This window comes from Phyllobacterium sp. P5_D12, assembly GCF_054049495.1.
In genome coordinates this window covers 1-2,213 of the sequence record NZ_JBFUMG010000664.1, presented here as the reverse complement: position 1 = coordinate 2,213, position 2,213 = coordinate 1, and the positions used below count along the sequence as shown (strand labels likewise).

Below are 2,213 nucleotides of genomic sequence, written 5' to 3'. Positions count from 1 at the left end.
CCTGCATCCCTATGACATTGTGGCGCTTGTTCCGATCATCGAAAAGGCTGGTGGGGTGATCACCACGTGGGATGGAGGTCCAGCGGAGAAGGCCGGCAATATCGTTGCTGCTGCGACGCCCGAACTGCACGCCAAGACTCTGGAATTGCTCAACCGTTGATGCTCTATTCCGTCTCGCTGCCAGTGCCTGGAATGAAGGCGTCGAATGCGGCAAAAAACTGCTCGCGATAGAAATCCTTCTCCTGGAGGATTTCATGCTTGGCGCCATCAATTGTAAGCAATGTGGAATTGCGCAGTTGCAAGGCATAACGCTCGATCGCCGGGGTGGAGACGACGCTGTCGGATCCCGCTGCAACCATCAGCATGGGAATGCGGATCGTTTCAATGAATTCGGGCCGGCTGATCTTTTTGATCGCTTTGGCCGCTGCGACGATCCAGCTTGCCGTGGGCCCGCCGATGGCCAGTTCAGGCGCTTTTTCGAGAATCTCGCAATTGCGCAGGTAACGCGCCGAATCGGACGTTACTTCATTGAAGTCAAATGGCCTTATCTGGTGCGGACCACCAAGCATATAAGCCCGGCCAAGTCCTGCATAACGAAGTGTGTTCGCGCCAACCCGCGCAATCGTCTTTCTGGCGTGGCTGCCATTGATATCCAATAGCGGCGCGATCAGGACCATCCGGCGGATCCGATTCGAAAGGGCTGGGGCGGCCAAGAGAGCTGCAAGCGCTCCGGTGGAATGAGCCAGGATGTAGAATGGCCCGCGGCAATCGGGCAGGAGGACGTGTTCGAACAGTTGCTCGAAATCAGCTGCGTAATCGTCAAAGCTTTTCACATAGCCCTTTGCGGCATTTCGCAGGAGCCGGCTGGATGCTCCCTGGCCGCGCCAATCGAATGTCGCAACAGTGAAGCCGCGGTTAGCGGCGTCGCGGACCGTCTCGAAATATTTCTCGATGCACTCATTACGCCCGTGCAGGATGATGACTGTGCCCTGCGCAGGCTGGGCACTGGCCGGGGTGATGGTATAGCGGAGTTCCTTGCCGTCGCGAAGATTGAGCGAATCAACGCGTGTACCGGACGGGATAGGATTGGATGAAGTTTCGACAAGCGGTCTGATCATTTGGTCTGGTCAATTCCTCGCCGCCAATAGTCTCTGCCTGTGATAAAATGTGGCGCTGCAAAGGTCAAACCGCAGTTAGAGCATTTACGTTTTTCTTCGAATCGCGAAATTTGCCCCAACTCTTTGTTTTACGCAATCCCGGAGGGAAAACCGGTTCCCGCTTTTCCTGGGATTGCTCTAGAAAAAAGAATGACCGGAAACTCGCCTGAGAGTTTCCGGTCAGTTCATTCCGGATGGAAGGGACGTTACACCCGGAACGAATTCGGCTTTTGTACTCAGTAAGCCGGGTTTATCTCGATGTTGAAACCGCTTTCGCGACGATCGCGATAACGATCACCGCCCATGCGGCGGGTTTCCAGAATATCTCCATCGCGCGAAACGACGACAAGGACCGGATCGCCACGACGTGCAGCGCGTACGAAATAGCGCCCACGCTCGAAGTTCACGTCACGGACGCGAAAACCACGGCGCTCAAGCATGCGCGCGACGTCGCGGGGACCAAACCGTTCGCGACGATCATCGCGATAATAGCGGCGGCTCTCGCCATCATAGTTGCGGCGTTCCTGAACGAAATAGCCATCGGCGCCACCGCTGTCGTCAAGATATTCGGCGGCCGCGTCAGCGCGGTAATAGCGGCTGTCGGCCATTGCCGAAGCAGCAAACCCGGTAACGAGAAGTGCTGCAGCGGTAAGTGCGAGGACGGTTTTCTTCATTATCGTATCCTTTGTAGTATCGGTTCGTTTCCAACCTTGGTGCATTTATAGTCACATCCACGTGAACGTATTCCGAAGATGATGTTCATTTTGCGTTCATCCACAGCCACACTTTGTAACCTCTTGAAATCCGCCGCCGGGCTAACCAGATAATTTCTGCGACCGCCATATCGGGGTCGCTGGTTCGACGGAACTTGCCACAAAGGGAGTTCTACCGAGAGCCAAAACACGCAAACATTGTCGCTCTAAAGGAGGGCTTAAACATGCGTCACGTTGATTTTTCCCCGCTCTATCGTTCAACCGTCGGTTTTGACCGGCTTTTCACCATTCTCGACAGTCTGGCCCAGCCAGAAGGTGCCCAGACCTACCCGCCCTATAATAT

3 protein-coding genes and 1 pseudogene are annotated in these 2,213 nt (G+C 55.1%); 2 read left to right on the top strand and 2 right to left on the bottom strand.

Translation table 11 applies throughout. The features are described from left to right. A partial coding sequence (locus ACXJ5O_RS24965) for an inositol monophosphatase family protein (RefSeq protein ID WP_457302257.1) occupies positions 1 to 160 on the top strand: 160 nt, incomplete at its 5' end. A 4-nt stretch (positions 161 to 164) separates the two neighbouring features. On the opposite strand, the gene ACXJ5O_RS24960 is transcribed toward ACXJ5O_RS24965, so the two are convergent. Then, positions 165 to 1,118: an alpha/beta fold hydrolase gene (locus ACXJ5O_RS24960; protein WP_457302256.1), complete on the bottom strand. Its 954-nt coding sequence runs from the start codon at positions 1,116 to 1,118 to the stop codon at positions 165 to 167. A 275-nt stretch (positions 1,119 to 1,393) separates the two neighbouring features. Beyond that, positions 1,394 to 1,831 (bottom strand): antifreeze protein, encoded by a 438-nt coding sequence (locus ACXJ5O_RS24955; RefSeq protein WP_457302255.1) that lies wholly within the window; start codon positions 1,829 to 1,831, stop codon positions 1,394 to 1,396. Between the two features lie 263 nt (positions 1,832 to 2,094). On the opposite strand from ACXJ5O_RS24955, the pseudogene ACXJ5O_RS24950 reads away from it, so the two are divergent. Next, positions 2,095 to 2,213, top strand: a pseudogene (locus tag ACXJ5O_RS24950) (molecular chaperone); the annotation flags it as partial.